11 protein-coding genes are annotated in these 18,700 nt (G+C 55.8%); 4 read left to right on the top strand and 7 right to left on the bottom strand.

Features of this window, described 5'->3' with window-relative positions; translation table 11 throughout:
• Positions 1–73 precede the first annotated feature (73 nt).
• Positions 74–2,686 carry an aminopeptidase N gene (gene pepN, locus SPH27_RS06830; protein WP_047174499.1) on the bottom strand — a complete coding sequence of 871 codons (2,613 nt, stop codon included), beginning with the start codon at positions 2,684–2,686 and terminating at the stop codon, positions 74–76.
• A gap of 254 nt (positions 2,687–2,940) precedes the next feature.
• Between pepN and pncB the strand changes: the two genes are divergently transcribed.
• The 4 genes from pncB (at position 2,941) to aspC (ending at position 8,795) form a co-directional block, all read left to right on the top strand.
• Positions 2,941–4,143: a nicotinate phosphoribosyltransferase gene (gene pncB, locus SPH27_RS06835; RefSeq protein ID WP_182071697.1), complete on the top strand. Its 1,203-nt coding sequence runs from the start codon at positions 2,941–2,943 to the stop codon at positions 4,141–4,143.
• Positions 4,144–4,309: 166 nt separating this feature from the next.
• Positions 4,310–5,710: an asparagine--tRNA ligase gene (asnS, locus tag SPH27_RS06840; protein WP_033145107.1), complete on the top strand. Its 1,401-nt coding sequence runs from the start codon at positions 4,310–4,312 to the stop codon at positions 5,708–5,710.
• A 606-nt stretch (positions 5,711–6,316) separates the two neighbouring features.
• Positions 6,317–7,420 (top strand): porin, encoded by a 1,104-nt coding sequence (locus tag SPH27_RS06845; RefSeq protein ID WP_047651295.1) that lies wholly within the window; start codon positions 6,317–6,319, stop codon positions 7,418–7,420.
• 184 nt (positions 7,421–7,604) lie between these two features.
• Complete coding sequence (aspC, locus tag SPH27_RS06850; RefSeq protein ID WP_033145106.1) at positions 7,605–8,795, top strand: aspartate transaminase; 1,191 nt, start codon at positions 7,605–7,607, stop codon at positions 8,793–8,795.
• Positions 8,796–8,843: 48 nt separating this feature from the next.
• Here the strand turns inward: aspC and SPH27_RS06855 are convergent, their stop codons facing one another.
• The 6 genes from SPH27_RS06855 to mukF all read right to left on the bottom strand — a co-directional run bounded on the left by SPH27_RS06855 (position 8,844) and on the right by mukF (position 18,698).
• The gene (locus SPH27_RS06855) at positions 8,844–9,491 is read right to left on the bottom strand and encodes an MBL fold metallo-hydrolase (RefSeq protein ID WP_033145105.1); all 648 of its coding nucleotides are present in this window, start codon (positions 9,489–9,491) and stop codon (positions 8,844–8,846) included.
• Positions 9,492–9,511: 20 nt separating this feature from the next.
• Complete coding sequence (locus SPH27_RS06860; RefSeq protein WP_033145104.1) at positions 9,512–10,063, bottom strand: YcbK family protein; 552 nt, start codon at positions 10,061–10,063, stop codon at positions 9,512–9,514.
• Positions 10,064–10,237: 174 nt separating this feature from the next.
• Positions 10,238–12,061 carry a L,D-transpeptidase gene (gene ldtD, locus SPH27_RS06865; RefSeq protein WP_033145103.1) on the bottom strand — a complete coding sequence of 608 codons (1,824 nt, stop codon included), beginning with the start codon at positions 12,059–12,061 and terminating at the stop codon, positions 10,238–10,240.
• 178 nt (positions 12,062–12,239) lie between these two features.
• Positions 12,240–16,691, bottom strand: coding sequence for a chromosome partition protein MukB (gene mukB / locus SPH27_RS06870; protein WP_182071698.1), 4,452 nt, complete (start codon positions 16,689–16,691; stop codon positions 12,240–12,242).
• On the bottom strand, positions 16,691–17,395 hold the full coding sequence (gene mukE / locus SPH27_RS06875; RefSeq protein WP_008499954.1) for a chromosome partition protein MukE: 705 nt from the start codon (positions 17,393–17,395) through the stop codon (positions 16,691–16,693). Before mukE ends, mukB begins: the two co-directional genes overlap by 1 nt.
• Positions 17,376–18,698, bottom strand: a complete 1,323-nt coding sequence (mukF, locus tag SPH27_RS06880; RefSeq protein ID WP_033145101.1) for a chromosome partition protein MukF — start codon at positions 18,696–18,698, stop codon at positions 17,376–17,378. Before mukF ends, mukE begins: the two co-directional genes overlap by 20 nt.
• Positions 18,699–18,700: the final 2 nt, after the last annotated feature.

Here is an 18,700-nt window from a genome sequence, read left to right on the forward strand (position 1 = left end):
ACGGGAAGAAAACACTAAAAACGGCAACCGAGGTTGCCGTTTTGCTTTTACCTGCCTACCGGGCAATTTTTTATTACGCTAAGGCTTTAGCAATCTTCTCGTACAGATCGCCAGACAGGTTCTCCAGCCCTTTCAGCTGCTCAAGCGCGGCACGCATCTTCGCCTGACGCTTCGCATCGTAGCGTTTCAAACGGATCAGCGGCTCAATCAGGCGCGACGCCACCTGCGGGTTACGGCTGTTCAGCTCGGTCAGCATTTCCACCATGAACTGATACCCGCTGCCGTCTTCGGCGTGGAACGCGGCCGGGTTGCTGCTGGCAAACGCGCCAATCAGAGAACGCACGCGGTTTGGGTTGCTCAGGGTAAAGGAGCGATGCTTCAGCAGGCTGCGCACGTTGCTGAGCGCATCGGCCGCCGGGCTGGTCGCCTGCAGGATGAACCATTTGTCCATCACCAGGCCATCCTGATGCCACTTGTCGTCGTACTCCTGCATTAACGCATCACGGCACGGAAGTTCAGCGGCAACGCTTGCACCCAGCGCGGCCAGGGCGTCGGTCATGTTATCCGCTTCGTGGTACTGCTTGCTCACCAGAGTGTTCGCCAGCTCGGTTTCACCAAACGCCAGATAGCGCAGGCAGGTATTGCGCAGAGAACGTTTGCCAATGTCCGCGTGCTCAACGCGATAAGCATCAAGCTTATTGGCGTTATATATAGCCAGGAACTCATCGGCCAGCTCTGCAGCCAGCGTACGGGTCAACGCTTCACGCACCGCCACGATGGCAATCGGGTCGATGATGTCAAACAGCTCGGCGATTTCAGTCGCTGACGGCAGGGTCAGAATTTCAGCGGCCAGGGCCGGGTCAATCTTCTCATCCAGCAGGATCGCGCGGAACGCGTCAGCCACATGGACAGGCAGCGACAGCGGCTGGCCCTGCTGATGGCGGTTTACGTTGAGCTTGATGTAGGTCGCCAGCAGGCTTTGCGCCGCGTCCCAGCGGGAGAAGTCGTTACGCGCGTGACGCATCAGGAACGTCAGCTGCTGATCGCTCCACTTGTATTCCAGCTTCACCGGCGCGGAGAATTCACACAGCAGCGCAGGCACCGGCTGGAAGTAGACGTTATCGAAGATAAAGGTCTGCTCGGCCTGAGTCACGTTCAGCACGTGGTGTACCGGGTGGCCGCCCTTCTGGAGCGGGATGACTTTGCCTTCGTTATCGTACAGCTCAATGCTGAACGGAATATGCAGCGGATATTTCTCTTCCTGCTCCGCCGTCGGCGGCGTGCGCTGGCTGATGGTCAGGGTGTACTGCTCGGTTTCCGGATTGTAATCGTCTTTGACGGTGACAACCGGCGTCCCGGCCTGGCTGTACCAGCGGCGGAAGTGAGAGAGATCGACATTAGAGGCATCTTCCATCGCCTGCACAAAATCGTCGCAGGTGGCCGCGCTGCCGTCATGACGCTCGAAGTACAGCTGCATCCCTTTCTGGAAGTTCTCCTCGCCCAGCAGGGTGTGGATCATGCGGATAATTTCAGCGCCCTTCTCGTACACCGTCAGGGTGTAGAAGTTGTTCATCTCGATGACTTTATCCGGACGGATCGGGTGCGCCATTGGGCTGGCATCTTCCGCAAACTGCAGACCACGCATGGTGCGCACGTTGTTGATGCGGTTCACCGCGCGTGAACCCAGATCGGAGCTGAACTCCTGATCGCGGAAGACGGTTAGGCCCTCTTTCAGGCTCAGCTGGAACCAGTCGCGGCAGGTAACGCGGTTACCGGTCCAGTTGTGGAAATATTCGTGGCCGATAACGCGTTCGATATCAAGGTAGTCTTTGTCCGTTGCGGTATCGGTACGCGCCAGCACGTATTTGGAGTTAAAGACGTTAAGGCCTTTGTTCTCCATTGCGCCCATGTTGAAGAAATCGACGGCGACGATCATATAGATGTCGAGATCATATTCGAGGCCGAAGCGCTCCTCGTCCCACTTCATGGAGTTGATGAGTGAGGTCATCGCCCACGGCGCGCGGTCAAGGTTGCCGCGGTCAACAAACAGCTCCAGCGCCACCTCGCGGCCTGAGCGCGTTTTGAAGGTGTCGCGCAGCACGTCGAAGTCCCCCGCCACCAGCGCAAACAGGTAGCACGGTTTCGGGAAGGGATCCTGCCACTGCACCCAGTGACGGCCATTCTCCAGCTCGCCTTCGCCTACGCGGTTACCGTTGGAGAGCAGGAAGGGATACAGGGTTTTATCGGCGATGATTTTGGTGGTGAAGCGCGCCAGGACGTCCGGACGGTCGAGATACCAGGTTATATGGCGGAACCCTTCCGCTTCACACTGGGTACACAGCGCCACGCCCGACTGGTAAAGCCCTTCCAGCGCGGTGTTTGCGGCTGGGCTGATTTCATTCACGATGCGCAGCGTAAACTGTTCCGGCAGGTTGTCGATGACCAGCTGGTTGTTTTCTTCTTTATAGTCTGACCAGGCTTCATCATTAATATGCAGGGAGACCAGCGTCAGGTCTTCACCATCCAGACGCAGCGGCACCGCAGTTGAGCTATGGCGCGTCACCTGGCTCACCGCCGTGACAACGGTTTTTGTGGCATCCAGGTCAAAAGTCAGATCGATTTCGCTAATCAGGTAATCCGGCGCACGGTAGTCGTGGCGGTATTTGGCTTGTGGCTGTTGTGTCATAGAAAACCTTATGCATCGTTTGTCGAGTAACGTTTCAATATATTCCTGTTGCGCAAATCGCGCTATGCAGAATGTTCATCTTTTCAGGGTCAAAACCTTTTTTTGCTACATTTGTATAACACGGGGCACAAAATGCCCTCGACCATAAAACGCGCTTATGTTGTGATCGGGGTTCAATAAATCACTAAACAAGGTATACTCCGGAGTTGTTTATTGTACTAAACGCTCCTGTGAGAGGATGCTACTGCGCACCTATGACTCAATTCGCTTCTCCAGTTCTGCATACGTTGCTGGATACCGACGCGTATAAACTGCATATGCAGCAAGCCGTTTTCCACCATTACTATGACGTTCACGTCGCGGCGGAATTCCGCTGTCGTGGCGACGACTTGCTCGGTATCTACGCAGACGCCATTCGTGAACAGGTCGATGCTATGCAGCATCTGACGCTGCAGGACGAGGAATATCAGTGGCTTTCTGGCCTGCCCTTCTTCAAAGCCGACTACCTGAACTGGCTGCGCGATTTCCGCTATAAGCCGGAGCAGGTCAGCGTGGTTAATGATAACGGCAAGCTGGATATTCGCCTTGAAGGTCCGTGGCGGGAAGTGATCATGTGGGAAGTGCCGCTTCTGGCGGTGATCAGTGAACTGGCTCACCGCTACCGTTCGCCGGAAAAAGGCGTCGAGCAGGCGGTTGCCGCGCTGGAAAATAAACTCGCAGCCTTCTCCACGCTGACCGAAGGGCTGGACATGTCCCGCTTCCGCCTGATGGACTTTGGCACGCGTCGCCGTTTCTCGCGTGACGTTCAGGAGGCCATCGTTAAACGTCTGCAGCAGGAGCCGTGGTTCGTGGGCACCAGCAACTACGATCTGGCACGACGCCTCAGCCTGACGCCAATGGGCACCCAGGCGCACGAGTGGTTCCAGGCGCATCAGCAGATCAGCCCCGATCTGGCTAACAGCCAGCGCGCGGCACTGGCCGCATGGCTTGAGGAGTACCCGAATCAGCTAGGGATCGCCCTCACCGACTGTATTACGATGGATGCTTTCCTGCGCGACTTTGGTCCAGAGTTCGCTGAACGTTACCAGGGGTTACGCCACGACTCCGGGGATCCGGTTGAATGGGGCGAGAAAGCCATTGCCCATTACCAAAAACTCGGCATTGACCCGATGAGCAAAGTGCTGGTCTTCTCGGATAATCTCGACCTGGCGAAAGCGGTCGACCTCTATCGCCATTTCAATACCCGTGTGAACCTGAGCTTCGGGATTGGTACCCGTCTGACCTGCGATATTCCTCAGGTAAAACCTCTGAATATCGTCATCAAACTGGTGGAATGTAACGGCAAGCCGGTGGCAAAACTCTCCGACAGCCCGGGTAAAACCATCTGCCATGACAAAGCGTTTGTCCGCGCGTTGCGCAAAGCGTTCGACCTCCCCTTGATCAAAAAAGCCAGTTAAGCGCTTACGGGAGCCTTTATGGCTCCCTTCTTCTTATTTATTTCTCAATTCTTCTCTTTTGACTGCGAAATTTACTTGTCTGATAGCGGATGGCAGGTAACATAGATATCCCCCCATAAGGGTGGACAAGTGTTTATTTTTTCCGACTATTAACAGAGAGAATATTATGAGCGTTGTGCCTGTAGCCGACGTACTCCAGGGCCGTGTCGCCGTTGACCAGGAAGTCACCGTGCGCGGATGGGTGCGTACCCGCCGAGATTCTAAAGCTGGCATCTCCTTCCTCGCCGTCTATGACGGTTCCTGCTTTGATCCTGTACAGGCCGTCATTAATAATTCTCTGCCCAATTACAATGATGACGTTCTGCGACTGACAACGGGTTGCTCCGTCATTGTTACCGGCGTGGTTGTGGCTTCACCGGGTCAGGGCCAGAGCTTCGAAATTCAGGCCACTGCGATTGAAGTCACTGGCTGGGTTGAAGATCCGGACACCTATCCGATGGCGGCAAAACGCCACAGCATCGAATATCTGCGTGAAGTCGCCCACCTGCGTCCGCGTACCAACCTGATTGGTGCGGTGGCGCGCGTGCGTCATACGCTGGCGCAGGCGCTGCATCGTTTCTTCGATGAGCAGGGTTACTTCTGGGTGTCTACCCCGCTGATCACCGCGTCCGATACGGAAGGTGCCGGTGAGATGTTCCGCGTTTCGACGCTGGACATGGAAAACCTGCCGCGCACGCCTGAAGGTAAAGTGGACTATGACAAAGACTTCTTTGGTAAAGAAGCCTTCCTGACGGTATCTGGTCAGCTCAACGGCGAAACGTACGCCTGCGCGCTGTCTAAGATCTACACCTTTGGCCCAACCTTCCGCGCCGAAAACTCCAACACCAGCCGTCACCTGGCGGAATTCTGGATGCTGGAGCCTGAAGTGGCCTTCGCCAACCTCGACGATGTTGCGGGTCTGGCTGAAGCCATGCTGAAGTATGTCTTCAAAGCGGTACTGGAAGAGCGTCCTGACGACATGAAATTCTTCGCAGAACGCGTAGACAGCGATGCTGTAGCGCGTCTGGAGCGTTTCGTCTCTGCCGACTTTGCGCAGGTGGACTATACCGACGCGGTGGCGATCCTCGAGAAATGCGGTGAGACGTTCGAGAACCCGGTTTACTGGGGCGTTGACCTGGCGTCTGAGCACGAACGCTATCTGGCCGAGAAGCATTTCAAAGCGCCGGTTGTCGTTAAAAACTACCCGAAAGACATTAAGGCCTTCTATATGCGCCTTAACGAAGACGGTAAAACCGTGGCAGCGATGGACGTACTGGCGCCGGGCATTGGTGAAATCATCGGTGGCTCTCAGCGTGAAGAACGTCTTGACGTGCTGGACGCGCGTATGGAAGAGATGGGCCTCAACCCCGCTGACTACAGCTGGTACCGCGATCTGCGCCGTTACGGTACCGTACCGCACGCCGGTTTTGGTCTGGGCTTCGAGCGTCTGATTGCCTACGTTACCGGTGTTCAGAACGTACGAGACGTGATCCCATTCCCACGCACTCCACGTAACGCCAGCTTCTAATCGGTAAAAGACTGAAATGGCCAGCAGATGCTGGCCATTATTTTATTCTGTATTGTCAGTTTTCGTCAGCGCAAAGTCAGCGTCTTTAAACCTTCCCCCCGTCACAACCACTACCTGTTACGTTTTGTTTCCGCGAAATATCCAGCCACAAAAAATAAACCCCATTCTTATTGCGATTATTACACCCTCAATCGATAGCACAAATTTCGACCAATCTTACAGCCATCCGGAAGGCCTTTTGCAGTCATAAGAAAAAACGAGCCGTTTAAGGTCTGTTTATACGAATCGCCTTTATCTCAATTAATCATAAGGAATTCATATATATAGGATAGCCATTGCTGTTTAATTCGCCAGGGAGTTCTGAAGTTTGAGATGGTTCACAAAGTTCCCAAAAATACATATTTAGTTACACATATTTTCTTTCGGTTACTTAATCTTGAGAATTGTAGCACTTTCAGGCTAGCGAAACGCTTCGCCGAATGGAAAGATGCCTGTCAGATACATAAAGACACCAAACTCTCATCAATAGTTCCGGAAATATTTATTGACAGAATTTATTGACGGCAGTGGCGAGTGTCATAAAAAAACCAATGAGGGTAATAAATAATGATGAAGCGCAATATTCTGGCAGTGGTAATCCCTGCCCTGCTGGTAGCCGGTGCAGCTAACGCTGCAGAAATCTATAACAAGAACGGCAACAAACTGGACTTCTACGGTAAAGTTGTGGGCGAACACGGCTTCACCACTTCTGGCGTACACAAAAACGCTGACTCCTCTTACGGCCAGATCGGCTTCAAAGGCGAAACTCAGATCAATGACCAGCTGACCGGTTACGGTCAGTGGGAATACCGTGCACGCGCCGGTGCAGCTGAAGGTGATCAGACTAACGTAACTCGTCTGGCTTTCGCTGGCCTGAAAATCGCTGACGCGGGTTCTCTGGACTACGGTCGTAACTACGGTATCGTGTATGACGTAGAATCCTACACCGATATGGCTCCGTCCTTCTCTGGCGAAACCTGGGGTGGCGGCTATGTTGATAACTACATGACCAGCCGTTCTACTGGCCTGCTGACCTACCGTAACAACAACTTCTTCGGTCTGGTTGATGGTCTGAACTTTGGCGTTCAATACCAGGGTAAAAACGATCGTAAAAACCTGAATGAAGCAAACGGCGACGGTGTTGGCCTGTCCCTGGGTTACGAGTTCGGTGAAGGCTTCGGTCTGATCGGTGCCTACAGTACCGCTAACCGTACGCTTGAGCAGAAAAAAGATGGTAAAGGCGATAAAGCTGAATCCTGGGCTGTTGGCGCGAAATACGACGCGAACAACATCTACCTGGCGACCGTTTATGCAGAGACTCGCAACATGAGCCGCCTGGGTAACAGCGGCGAAAACTATGTTCCGAATGATGATGGTAATGTTTATAACATTGCTAACAAGACCCAGAACTTTGAAGTTATCGCTCAGTACCAGTTCGACTTCGGCCTGCGTCCTTCCGTTTCTTACGTTCAGTCCAAAGGTAAAGACCTGAACGGCATCGGCGACCGTGACCTGGCGAAATACATCACCACTGGTGCGACTTACTACTTCAACAAGAACTTCAACGTGTACGGTGACTACCGCTTCAACCTGCTGGACGACAAAGATGCGTCCACCAGCTGGGTTGGCTCTGACAACCAGGCTACCGTTGGCGTAACCTACCAGTTCTAATCAGTACACCACTTTGTTATATGCTTAATGAACAGGGCTTCGGCCCTGTTTTTTTATGCGTGACAGAAAATAATGGCGACTTTTGAAAAGCCGCACGCTTTTCGTCGCAAACGGTTGGCATTTTGTAAATCTACCGTTAACCTGATAGCGGATTTCACTTCTGTAATCACAATGGAACTTCGTCATGTTTGAGAACATTACCGCCGCTCCTGCCGACCCTATTCTGGGCCTGGCCGATCTGTTTCGTGCCGACGACCGCCCTGGCAAAATCAACCTGGGTATTGGTGTATATAAAGATGAAACCGGCAAAACTCCGGTACTGACCAGCGTTAAGAAAGCTGAGCAGTATCTGCTGGAAAACGAAACCACCAAAAACTACCTCGGTATTGATGGTATCCCTGAGTTTGGTCGCTGCACCCAGGAGCTGCTGTTCGGTAAAGGCAGCGCAATTGTGAGTGACAAACGTGCCCGTACAGCACAGACCCCAGGCGGTACCGGTGCGCTGCGCGTGGCGGCGGATTTCCTTGCGAAAAACACCTCTGTTAAGCGCGTATGGGTGAGCAACCCAAGCTGGCCGAACCACAAGAGCGTGTTTAACTCTGCGGGTCTGGAAGTGCGTGAATATGCATACTACGACGCGGCAAACCACTCTCTCGACTTTGACGGCCTGCTGGCGAGCCTGAGCGAAGCGCAGGCAGGTGACGTGGTGCTGTTCCACGGCTGCTGCCACAACCCAACCGGTATCGATCCGACGCTTGAGCAGTGGCAACACCTGGCGAAACTGTCCGTTGAAAAAGGCTGGCTGCCGCTGTTTGACTTTGCCTACCAGGGCTTCGCCCGTGGTCTGGAAGAAGATGCCGAAGGCCTGCGCGCGTTCGCAGCCGTTCACCAGGAGCTGATTGTCGCAAGCTCGTATTCCAAGAACTTCGGTCTGTACAATGAGCGCGTGGGTGCCTGTACGCTGGTTGCCGCTAACGAAGAGACTGTCGATCGCGCGTTCAGCCAGATGAAATCGGTTATCCGCGCTAACTACTCTAACCCACCAGCACACGGTGCGTCTGTTGTTGCCACTATCCTGAGCAACGATGCGCTGCGAGCTATCTGGGAACAAGAGCTGAACGATATGCGTCAGCGTATTCAGCGCATGCGTCTGCTGTTTGTGAACACCCTGGCTGAGAAAGGCGCGGACCGCGACTTCAGCTTTATCATCAAACAGAACGGCATGTTCTCGTTCAGCGGCCTGACCAAAGAGCAGGTTCTGCGTCTGCGTGAAGAGTTTGGCGTGTACGCCGTGGCCTCTGGCCGCGTGAACGTTGCTGGCATGACGCCTGACAACATGGCGCCACTGTGCGAAGCGATTGTCGCCGTACTGTAATTTGCGTCCATAAAAAAGCCTGCGTTATGCAGGCTTTTTTTATTCTGGTTACCAGACAGGCATCTCATCCTGAAGGAACGGATTATGGAGCCGTTCGTAGCCCAGCGTCGACATCGGACCGTGTCCAGGGATAAACGTAACGTCATCGCCCAGCGGCAATAACTTTTGCTTAATCGACTGAATCAGCTGCCCGTGATCGCCGCGCGGAAAATCGCTGCGTCCTACGCCACCTTTGAAGATCACATCGCCGGAAATCAGCAGACGGGACTGGTCATCAAAGAAGACGATATGGCCTGGCGTATGCCCAGGACAATGCAACACCTGTAAAGTCACATTCCCTACGTTAACGCGCTCTCCTTCGTTCAGCCAGCGATCGGGCGTCAGGGGCTGACACTCATCAAGGCCAAACATGCGGCTTTGGGCGGGTAACCCCTGCAGCCAGAACTCATCTTCTTTTTCCGGACCGACGATCGGCACACCGTAGTGTTTAGCGAGTTCAGCCGCTGCACCCACATGGTCGAGGTGACCGTGCGTCAGTAAAATCTGCATGAGCGTCACGCCGCTGTCGGCGACTTCCTGCTTGATTTTCTCAGCGTCACCGCCGGGATCGACAAGCGCGGCCAGTTTAGTCTGTTCGCACCAGATCAATGAACAATTCTGGGAGAACGCGGTAACCGGAATAATACGATAGTTCATACTGCTCCTGTGTTTCGTTATTACCAGTGCCGAACCGGACCGGTATCAATATGCACAAAGTTGCTGCTGGGGTAATATCCTACACCACCTGCGCGCATAGATAACGCGGCTTTGCGAATATTGGCTAACGAAACGCCTTCAATATGGAAATCCATTGCCTGTCCCTTCGTGTGATAGCTTTTTTTGGCTACCCCGCGACTGTGGGCGCGCAGTTCATTATTGGTATCAATCGAACGATAGCCAGAAATGAGCTGCACCGGCCTGCTGGTGCCCAGCAGGCCCTGAAGGCGGAAAATCTGATCAAACAGTCCTGGATCGATGGCTTTTATTTTATTCGCGCGGAAATCACGGAAAAAATGGTTAAGTCTTGCTAATTCATCCTGAATATAGCCTCTGCCATCGAAAAACTCCGCTTTTAGCGACTCACCGGTATGCAGGTTGTTGAGCGTTAAAACTCGCGGACGAGGTGTCGAGAGGGTGGCAAATGCTGGCGTCGGCAAGATGGCCGCTGCGCCAAGCGCAACACCACCTAACGCCAGCAGTTTGCGGCGATTAGCGTCAAATTTGTCCATGATAATCAGGTCTACAGGTAAAAGAAATCGTAATATGCTTAGCGCACGAAGGGCACCTTAACTGGCAAAACCAGGTACGTCAAGGCGCCCAACCCCAGTGAATACGCGGCTTACAGCGATATTGCCCCCTATTCACCCTAACTTACGACAATCATTTTTCCCGAACTGCTTCATTTACCTGATTAATTGTTCCGCTTTTGGCAAAATTTGTGCGCCGGATCGCGCGGTGAGATCATAATTGTAAATATCTGTACGATACTGGGTACGCCCGTCCTCCCCCACAAATGCCGTCAGATAGTAAAGATTGACCGGAATATTGTGGCGAATATTCACGTAACGCGTATCCCCCTGCTTCAGGGCATCCGAGATACGCGTGTCGTTCCAGCCCGCATCCTGCAACAGCATATTGGCCAGCTCCGAGGCTTTGTTCACGCGCACGCAGCCAGAACTCAGCGCGCGCGTATCTTTCTGGAACAGGTTGTGGTTCGGCGTATCGTGCAGGTAGATCGCTTCTGAACTCGGCATGTTGAATTTGTAGCGCCCTAAAGAGTTATGCGCTCCGGGAGCCTGCTGGAAGCGGAACGGCAGATTCGACGCTGTGATCGTCGACCAGTCGACCATATAAGGATCGATGGCCTCTTTACTGTTCCATCCACGCATCACCGTGTAGCCATGACGCTCCAGATAACCCGGATCGTTCCAGACCTTCGGCAGAATGTCTTTACGCGCCAGCGTCGGCGGCACGTTCCACGGCGGGTTAACCACCACGTTATTCAGCGCGCTGCTCATCATCGGTGTTTTACGATCCGGACGCCCGACAATCACGCGCGACGCCAGCACTTCGCTGCCGTTCTGGTAATAGACCAGGGAATACGCCGGGATGTTAACCATAATTCCGGTAGAGAGCGTTCCCGGCAGCAAGCGCAAACGCTGGATATTGAGCGCCAGCACCCCTGCCCGCTGCGCAGGCGATACGTTCAGCCAGTCGCGCGTCGTCTGGCCAATGACGCCATCGGCCCCCAGTCCCTGAGCGGCCTGGAACTGTTTAACGGCCGCAACCAGCTCGCGATCGTAAGCAGCGGGTTTGTTGCTCAGGGCAACGGCTTTCTTCTCTTTAACTGGCGCTGACGGGCTGACGGCGACGTTTTGTGGATCGTCACCCGGGAGAACAATCTTTGGCCCGCCGTCAAGAAGACCAGAACGCGTCAGGATCTCGCGCAGGGCAGGAACATCGCTGCTCCACTGTCCCGGACGCAGCGTCGCGGTGCCGCGCATCTGCGGCCATGGACGCGTGTCCCCCACCAGCGTGAGGAGCGACTGGTGCAGAGTGGCATAGTGCGGATGCGCCGGTGCCAGGCTGGCAATAAAGCGCGGCAGTTCGCCGTTATCCAGCGCGAGCTGCCACTGGTTAATCACCGACAGCGCCGGCGTCGCCAGCTTGTACGGCTTATCGCTGTACAGCCAACGGTTGCCGTTGACCGGAATACCCGCCACGAACTGCAGGTAGCCCATCATGGCATCGGAAAGCACCACGTCCCGCGCCTGCCCGGTGACGGCAGGATCGGTTAACAGCTCAACCCACTTTGTAAACTGCGGCTGAAACCCTGCAATCGCAACCTCTGCCAGCTGCTGCTGGAAGGCGCGCACGGCATCGCGATTTTCCCACATCGGTTTCATATCGCGGGCAGCATAGAGGAGCGTGAGCTGGTTGATATAGACAGGCGTGTAGCCTGACGGCAGCTCCGACTGCAGCTGCTGACTGAGCGATTCCGCGTCGATGCCTTCCGGCAGCGGTTTAATACCGGCCATGATAGCCGTCGCCGGAGACTGCTCCAGCGGCTGGGACAACGACGTTGGCTGAGCGCCTGTCGTTGCCGAGCTGTCAGTCGGCACAATTTCAGGCTCGTCGGCCTGGGCGGTTAACAGCGGAGCAAACATCACTGCCAGGCATAAACTCAGCGCAGACAGCTGACGACCACATTCTTTCTTTAGCAACATCCCTTGCCCCCTGTTTTCACGACATGCCCATCACGCTGGGGCTTTCTTTCATTATAGGTAGACGCCTAAGCTGTTGCCTTACCTTATGTAAAGAAGTTTAAAGATAACGCAGCCCCAAGCACAAGTTAAGTTTAAAAAAAAAGCGGCGCCAGTGCGCCGCTTCGGGTCAGAAAACGCTTCAGGAAGCGTCCGCCGTGGTTTCCGTCAATGACTCCGGCGGCTGCGGCGCAAAGCCGCGCAGCCCCACAACGTGAACGTGTTCGCTGTTCTGGAACACCTTACGCACCAGTTTGTAGGTGGTGCCCTTCTCGGGGCTGATGTTCTCCGGCGCCGCGATAATGAGCTGCATATCGAGACGTTCGCAAAGCTCGAACAGCGTGGCAATTGAGCGGGCATCAAGTCGCGCCGCCTCATCCAGGAACAGCAGTCGGCATGGCGAGATATCTTTGCCGCGCAGGCGGCGCGCTTCATCTTCCCAGCTCTGTACGACCATCACCAGAATTGACATCCCGGTACCGATCGCTTCACCGGTAGAGAGCGCCCCGGATTCCGCACGCAGCCAGCCGTCTGAGCCACGGTTTACCTCAACTTCCATTTCCAGGTAGTTACGGTAGTCCAGCAGCTCTTCACCGATGGTTTGTGGCGTACGCTGGCCCATATCAATCTGCGGGTTCAGGCGCTGATACAGCTTCGCCAGCGCTTCGGAGAAGGTCAGACGGTTGCTGTTGAACAGATCCTGATGCTGCTCGTGCTGCTCTGAGAGCACTTCCAGCAGCGTCGCGTGGGCCTCACGCACGTTGACGTTGAGGCGCACGCTGTTCACCTGGCCAAACGACACGCTCTGCAGGCCCTGGTTCAGCTGGCGGATACGGTTCTGCTCGCGCTGAATGGTTTTACGAATAATGTTCGCCACGCTGCGGGAGCTGATCGCCAGCTTCTGCTCGCGGGAGGTCAGTTCTTCCGTCAGACGGCCCAGCTCGATTTCCATCTGTTCGATGGCTTCAACCGGATCGTCGGTACGGATGATGTCCTGACGAATACGCTCGCGCAGGTGCTGGTAAACTGCCACGAAGAACTGGATTTTACGTTCCGGACGTTTCGGATCCTCCGACATGCGCAGCACGTCGCGCAGGTGTTCGTTATCCGCCACCGCCAGACGCAGCGCACCCAGCGCCTTATCCGACATGGAGCGCAGCTCATCGGCAGAGAGATACGCCAGCTCGCGGCGGTGCAGACGACGCTCAACGTTATTGTCTTTCACCATGCGCATCACCGCGCACCAGCCCGCCTTGGCGGTCACGACCTGCTCGCGCATTTCGTGATAGTCGCGTTCCAGCTTGCGCAGGCGACGGGTCAGGTTATCCATTTCGGCTTCGCAGAAGGTCAGCGCTTTTTCCAGCTGATTACGACGCGCGCGGTTATTGCTGAGCTGCGAATGCAGCTCGTCACGACGAATACGCGCGCGCTCTTCTGCCCCGCTGTCGGCACGCACGCCGATGTCCTTAAGCTCTTTCTGCAGATCGTTTAACAGCTCTTTCTTGGTGTCGAAGGAGCTTTTCAGCGAGGCCAGCACCTGGTTGTACTGGTTCAGCTGAGCGGAGTGGCTGCGCATCGCTTCGCGGGCGCGAGTACGTTCCGCCTCCGCCTGCTCAAGGCGCTGACGCAGTTTTTCATTCAGATCGCTGTTACCGCTCAGCATTTCAGCCGAATCGGAGTAGCCAAAGTGGGCCCGACGCTGCACCACTTCCGTCAGGGCAAACGCCTGCTGACGCGCTTCGCGCTGCACCTGCTGCGACCAGGCATAATCTTCTTTTAACTGCTCGAACTGTTCCGGGTCGCTCTGCAGGACAGACACGACGGGCTCCAGCTTCGCCAGCTGATTGCCGTGCTGCTGAACGAAACGCGCGGCTTCCTGCGCTTCATCCAGACGCTCCTGGATCTCATCCACACGGTCAGCCAGCGTGTCATCCGCCAGCAGATTCAGGCGCGGCAGAATGCGGTTAAGGGCAGCGACGCCCTCTTTCGCCTGTTCAAACTGAACGCGACTCTGCTGGTTATCGCTTTCATGGCTTGCAATCGCACGTTCCAGCTCGCCACGGCGGGTATTGAGCTTGCGGATTTCGGCTTCCGGATCCGCGTCAAACGCTACGGCGAGATGGCTGCCGATAAAGCGGCTGAACGACTGGTGCAAACGCTGGGTTTTCTGCACGTCAAACGACAGGGTCGCAAAACGTTCAGACAGCGTTTCACGCTCGGCGTGCAGGCTCTCGATGCGGCTTTCGCGCGCGGCGCGGCCAAACAGCGGCAGCTCCGGGAAGCGGGAATAACGCCACTGACGGTCGGCAATTTTCACCACCACCGCTTTTTCCAGCTCGTCGACGCTGAATACGCTGTCATCGAACGACTGCGGATCCCCTTCGATCAGGTAGAGATCTTCCGGGCAATCTTCCAGGCCGGCAAGCTGCTCAGAAATCAGCGACAGATCCGGGACCACAATCGCGTTGCGGGATGGACCGTACAGCGCGGAGAAGTACGGAGCATCGTCCAGGCCAACGTCGTCATAAATCTCGGACAGCAGCACGCCGCCAAAACGCTCCGCTAGCGCATTCAGGCGTGGATCTTCTGACCCGCCCGGCTGGCTTAAGCGCTCAATTTCTTCATCGACGTCGCGCTTGCGGGCGCCCACTTCATCACGCTCAACGATGGCTTCACGTTCGCGCTCCAGCAGCTGCTGCAGGTATTCGGTCACTTCCTGACTGGATTCGAACTGCTCGCCGCACTGCTCGCTGAGCTGGTTCAGGCTGCTTTGAGCCGCCAGCCAGACCGGCGCACGCTCCAGGAGCGTCTTCGAACGGGACTGAATCTGCTCCAGCTCCTGACGCAGCGTCATACGCTGTTCGCTGGCGTTTGATACGGTATCGGACAGGGCCGCAATACGCGCTTCCAGCTCCTGATGCAGGGCCTCAAGCTCGTCGAAATCGTAATTTTTTCCCTGACGCTTGCAGAATTCCGCCAGCAGACGCTCGGCTTCCTGCTGCTCGCGCAGGCGCTGCTCCAGTTCGTTCAGACGCATACGCAGCGGCTGAACCTGCTCGGCCAGATGGCGCTGGTTCACACCGTCGCGCAGCAGTTCACGGGCAACGTCCCAGGCTTCGTTACGCGCCAGCGGGCCGTTAATCGCGACTACCAGCTGATAAGCCTGCTCAAACTGGCTGTGCGCCGTTTGCGCGACGCTCATTTTCTGTTCAAGGGAGAGCAGTTTCTCGGTGGCTTCCTGCTCTTTGGCCTGGAAGGTATCCAGCCACTCGTCGGCGCTGTCCGGCGTCAGGTCAGGCAGATGGCACAGCTCTTTTGCACGCTGTAATGCCTGCAGTGCCTGGGTGTACTGAATCGCTCGCGTCTGCTGCACGTCGAGTGCCTGCTGGTAATCGGCAAGCTGGCTTTTCAGCTCATCCACTTCCAGCTCGGCCGCTTCGGCGCGGGCTTCGTTCTCTTCCTGCATGTCGGCGGCTTCAGCCACCACTTCATTTTGCTCTTCGAGACGAATCTGCAGCTCATCGAGGTCCGCTTCATAGCGCTCGATTTTTTCCTGCTGACGCAACGCGGTCTGCACCAGGTTCAGGTGATCGCTGGCGGCCTGGTAATCGGCTTCCAGGTCGCCTTCAGCACCGTTGTGCTCACCCAGCTCGCGCGCCATTTCGACGTGCTTGTACTGCTCGGCCACAAGCTGTTTACGGGAGGTAAACAGCTCGCGACGGTATTCTAATGCCTGATCGAGATGCACGCGGCGCTCGTTGGCGTGGCGCATGTAGTCTGCCGCCACGTAGTTGGTGGCTTCGCTGATCAGGTGTTTAAACAGGTCGCGGTCAGACTGGGTAACGCGAATCGCTTCCAGCGTCATGCGGTTTTCGCGCAGCGCCGCTTCCATATCCTGGAAGGCCTTACGTACGCCGCTGTTTTCCGGCAGCAGGTAGTCGCGCAGGGAGCGGGTAATCGCGCTGGAGATACCGCCGTACAGAGACGCTTCGATCAGGCGGTAGTATTTGCTACGGTCTGATGCCGTGCGCAGACGACGCGCCACCACGCCCAGATCGAACATCAGCGAGTGGTAGTCGGTAATGGAGTTGAACTGCTTGAACTGTACGCCTTCGATGGCTTCAAGCTTGTCTTTCAGCTCCTGCAGCGTCAGCACGCGCGCCTGGCGTTCGTTCAGGGTTTCCGTCAGCAGCGCCGTCGGCTGCACGGAGGTCGGCAGTCCCTGGATCGCAAACGGCTTGATATCCACTTTACGGTCGCGACCGGCGACCTGCTGCAGGCGCACGCCCACTACCACACGCTGATGACGGGAGTTAATGACGTCCAGAACCGAATAACAGACGCCGGCCTTCAGCTTACCGTGCAGACCTTTATCACGTGAGCCGCTTGTGGCTCCCGCTTCGGTGGTGTTACGGAAGTGAAGCAGCGTCAGATCGGGGATCAGCGCCGTAACAAAGGCCGCCATGGTGGTGGATTTACCCGCACCGTTACCGCCGGAGAGCGTCGTGACCAGCTCATCCAGATCGAAAGTTCGGGCAAAGAAGCCGTTCCAGTTAATCAGCGTCAGTGAGCGAAATTTACCGCGTTCAATCATTACTCTTCCTCCCCGCTATCCGGCAGATTCTCTTCATGCTCGTCATTGAGCTGCAAATGGTTTTCCACCGGCATCGCTTCACCGTCGCGGATCATGCGGAGCTGCGCTTCACGCGCGTCATCGCCCGCGCGCACGTCGGCGCCGAAGCGGAAGACAGATTCCGTAATGCGGAATTTGCTGCTGTCGTGGCCCATAAACCAGACCATCCCCAGACGGCGCAGACGGTTCAGGGAAGAGCGAACTTTTTCCTGTAATTTCTGACGGTCAAGATCCGACCCCGTGGAGCGGTTGTTCACCAGCTTCAGCAGCTTGCTTTCATCTGCCAGCGTCAACAGCTCGTCGTAAAGTTCCTGCTGGGTGAAGATCCCTTCATTCGCCAGACGTTCCGGGCTGAGGTAGAGGTAGCAAAGAATTTTGCCTACCATCATATCCAGCTCGGAGAGCACGGAACGCGGGATCAGCGTCGTGGAGCGCGGACGCAGGTAGAAAAACCCTTCCGGCGCGCGGATAAGCTCCACGTTGTAGCGCGCGTAAAACTCTTCCAGGTACTCCTGGAAGTCCATCAAAAAGGCGTGATTATCCAGCTCGTCTAAGCCAATGTGACGACCGGCACGCAGCTGGCTGTCCAGCGCCGGAAATAACGGATTCGCCAGCGCCTGTGCCAGCTTAACTGGCATCACTTGTTCAATATTTGTCAATGACATGCGCCTGTACCTTGGCTCCGTAATCGTTGATTGGCTGCCACTTCGGCGGCAGTCCGGTGAAATCTGCTTGCGCAACGCCCAGGCGCACCGCCTGGTCTACCACAATGCGGGCAATGTCGAAGTGGCGCGCGCGTGGATATTGCGCCAGATAGTCGCGCACCACGAGCCCAAGATCCAGCGGCACTTGTCTGGTTTTGTAGACAGCGAGCTGTTCTTCAATCATCGCCGCAAGCTGCTCGCGAATTTCGTTAAATTCTTCGTATTCCAGATCCGGCGGCAGTTCACCGGTCACCTCTTCATCGCGCAGCGCCATCTCTTCGTCGCGCATATCCAGCAGACGATCGGCATTGGCGTAGGTCAGCGCCCACGGCGCATCGAAATAGGTCTGCACCGACTGACGCAGACGCTGAGCAAAGACGCGGTTTTTATCCATATCAATCGCGGTACGGATAAATTTATGCACGTGTCGGTCGTAGCCGATCCACAGGTCGATCGACTGCTGGCCCCAGCTGATAATGCGATCGAGTTTGCTCTGCAGATCGAACACCAGGCGGTCGACAAAATGCAGATCGTCGTGTGCCAGCGTCGCATCCTGGATACGCAGCAGGTTAGCCTGCAGCTTGTCTCCTGCGGCTTCCAGCGTATCCTGGAGCTCACGCAGCGTGCCGGAGGTTTCTGACAGCAGAAGTTCACAGCTGGAGATGGCCGCTCGCCAGTCTTTATTAAGCAGCTGGGCGATATCGTCTTTCACCTGCTGCTGCTGTTCGTCCATCAGGCGCTGGGTGAGATCGATACTGTCGAAAATCTCGGCCACCGAATATTTCAGCGGCGCGTAGACGTTACGGTGCCAGTGGAATTCGTCACCGTTTTCATCCGCCGCGTCGGCGGCGCGCTTAAGCTCACCCGCCACGATCGAGAGCTGCATGGAAAGACGCAGCGTAGAAAATTCACGCTGGCGAATATAGTAATCGGTGATGCCGATGCCCAGCGGCGTCAGGCGATAGATGGCGTTTCCTTCCGCCTGCTCGCTGGTAAAGCGGTTCAGCAGACGTTGACGCACCATATCGTTGATTGCGTTGTTGGCACGCACGCTAATGGTTTCGCTGGTTTGCTCAAACGCATCACTGACATGGCGGAACGCATCCACCAGTTCACCCTCGCTCATTTCACCGTCCAGCCGTTCGCCGTTCAGTGTCGCAACCGCCAGCAGGAAAGAGAGTCTGTCTACCGGCAGCGAGATGGAGAAATCGTTTTTCCTGGCCCAGGCAACCAGTTCGGGGACTGTCTGGGAAAATTCACTCATAG

This window comes from Enterobacter sp. A103, from assembly GCF_034427535.1.
Lineage (GTDB): Bacteria > Pseudomonadota > Gammaproteobacteria > Enterobacterales > Enterobacteriaceae > Enterobacter > Enterobacter asburiae_B.